Origin of the sequence: Protofrankia sp. CiP1_Cm_nod2, from assembly GCF_920664355.1 — a bacterium.
In the GTDB taxonomy this organism is placed as follows: domain Bacteria; phylum Actinomycetota; class Actinomycetes; order Frankiales; family Frankiaceae; genus Protofrankia.
Genome location: NZ_CAKKTL010000059.1, coordinates 1 through 2,015, shown reverse-complemented (window position 1 = coordinate 2,015; position 2,015 = coordinate 1). Strand labels below are relative to the sequence as shown.

Annotated in this window: 2 protein-coding genes and 1 pseudogene; all 3 read right to left on the bottom strand. The window is 68.6% G+C overall.

The features are described from left to right. Nucleotides 1-185: 185 nt before the first annotated feature. Nucleotides 186-1,253 (bottom strand): type II toxin-antitoxin system antitoxin DNA ADP-ribosyl glycohydrolase DarG, encoded by a 1,068-nt coding sequence (gene darG / locus NBW84_RS08930; RefSeq protein ID WP_250283531.1) that lies wholly within the window; start codon nucleotides 1,251-1,253, stop codon nucleotides 186-188. An 18-nt stretch (nucleotides 1,254-1,271) separates the two neighbouring features. Next, entirely contained in the window at nucleotides 1,272-1,910 is a 639-nt protein-coding gene (gene darT / locus NBW84_RS08925; RefSeq protein ID WP_250283529.1) for a type II toxin-antitoxin system toxin DNA ADP-ribosyl transferase DarT, read from the bottom strand. Between the two features lie 34 nt (nucleotides 1,911-1,944). After that, nucleotides 1,945-2,015 (bottom strand): annotated as a pseudogene (locus NBW84_RS24175) (excinuclease ABC, A subunit); the annotation flags it as partial.

The following is a 2,015-nucleotide window of genomic DNA, read 5'->3' as shown; positions in this document are numbered from 1 at the left end:
TACGCGGCCCGATCCGCGAAAGTATCCGTGGGACGCGTCGCGCGCGGCGGAACTGGTGCGCATCCCATCAGAAATCATGGCCACGCCATATGCACCGGATACGCCCCGGCCGCAGGCACGGCGGATCACAGCGACACCACGGATTACGTGAGATCGGCACCGATTGCAGGCTCATGTTCTGAGGCTCATGCCTCAGCCGTTTCGGGTGGTGGTAGCCAGCCGCGTTCGCGCAGGGCGTGCCAGGCGCGCTGGACGTGTTCGGCGGTGAACATCCGCCCCTTGCGCGGTGTCCAGGCGCGCACGAGCCGGGAGACCTGGTCGGGATCCGTGGGGTCGGTGGCCTCACGGGTGGCGATCCAGTGCACGCTGGCGAGGAGCTCCATGCCGTACGGCGACTCGAAGCCCTCGACGAGGCGGAGCACGTGGTCGATGCGGCCGGTCGTGCTCGGCTGGTCAGCCAACGCTCGGTCGGCGGCGTCGGCGGCGCCGGGCAGGAGACCGAGCGGCTCGGCGTCGAGGACCCGTGCGTTGCCGTCACCGAACCCGGTCAGGTACTGCCCTTCGAGGTTGATCAGGGCATGACGCAGGTTGTCCGCGTAGGGCCCATAGCGGCCCTTGGTATAGAGCAACCCGAGAGGCTCACCAGCGTCGCGGAGGAAGTACAGGAGCTTCTGGACCTCGATCACGGAGATCTCGAGCGCCCGCGCGCAGTAACGATCGATGATCCGAATCAGCGCTGCCCTCGGGAGAGTCATCGTCGGCCGGACGGTGCGCGTCGTCATCTCGGCCGCCGACGGGGTCCGCCCCGGCGGATAGAGGACGACCCGCACATCGTCGAGGCCGGCGAGAGCGGAGCGGATTCTCGGTTCGATCTCGTGCCAGTCAAGGCCGCCGTTGCCGCAGCCAAGCGGGGGTACCGCGATCGAGCGGATGCTCAGCTCGCGGACCACCCGGACAAGGTCAGCCAGGCCACAGTCGATGTCCCGGACTTCCGACCGGGAGCGCCAGTGGCCCTTGGTAGGGAAGTTGACGATGTATCTCGGCCCGGTGGCCGCGCCGGTCGGCCAGACGTGCATCCGGCCCAACCGGAGCTGCCCGGCGTCAGCCGCCCGCCGGTAGGCCTCGAACATGGCCGGATAGGCGCGGCGGAACTGCAGCGCGAGACCCTTGCCCATCACGCCGACCGTGTTGACGGTGTTGACGAGCGCGTCGACGTCGGCGCCGAGGAGGTCACCGTCCGCCTTAATGATCATCGCTGCCTGTCCCATGCCCTAGAAATACCAGTCAGGTCTGACACTAACCGGCGGCTGAGGCTGTGCCGTTCCCATTGTGGCGAGGGCTCTGCGCCTGCTGACGGCGTTCTTGACGGCTACCTCGCTGAAGGCGGCCCAGGGCACCCGGCCGTGAACAAGGCACTCCGCCATCCGCCGTTCCCTGCGGTCGGGCTCGGCGTCGGTGTTCGCCCACATCCTGGCGCGCATCAGCGGCCAGTCGACCAGCGTGTCCAGATCCGCCGGATCGGAACGGAAGGTCGCTGCCTCAAGGACGGCGTTACGGTCAGTGAAGACCAGCGCGAGCCCCAGCCCGGTGAGCCTCTCGACAGAAGTCACCAGGTAGGCCAGCTCGTCGCAGCCCCCCGCATAAGTAGCCACCCGGCCACGGTGGATCGCGTACATCATCGGGCTGCGGGGCGCGAAGTAGAACGGCGCGTAGTCCCCTACCACACCGCCAGGAGCCACCGGCACCGGACGGTGGCGGCGGGCCGCCTTGATCTCCAGATTGCCGACCTCGGTACGCCTCGCGTCCGCCTCAATGGCCACCGTCTCCGGCAACAGGCCCTGCTCGGCGATCGCCGCGAGCTGGTCGAGATGCGTGAAGTGCGCCACGCGGGTCGGGACCGGCCGGGCCATGATGAACTGTGCACCTCCGACGTGAGGGTCTCGGTCAGGTGCCGACGTAGGCCGCGAGGTGCTCGCCGGTGAGGGTGGGGCGGGCTGCGACAAGGTCGGCGGGGG

Coding starts and splice junctions, on each gene's coding strand:
- darG (WP_250283531.1), bottom strand. CDS start 1,253: ATGATCATTAAGGCGGACGGTGACCTCCTCGGCGCCGACGTCGACGCG.
- darT (WP_250283529.1), bottom strand. CDS start 1,910: ATGGCCCGGCCGGTCCCGACCCGCGTGGCGCACTTCACGCATCTCGAC.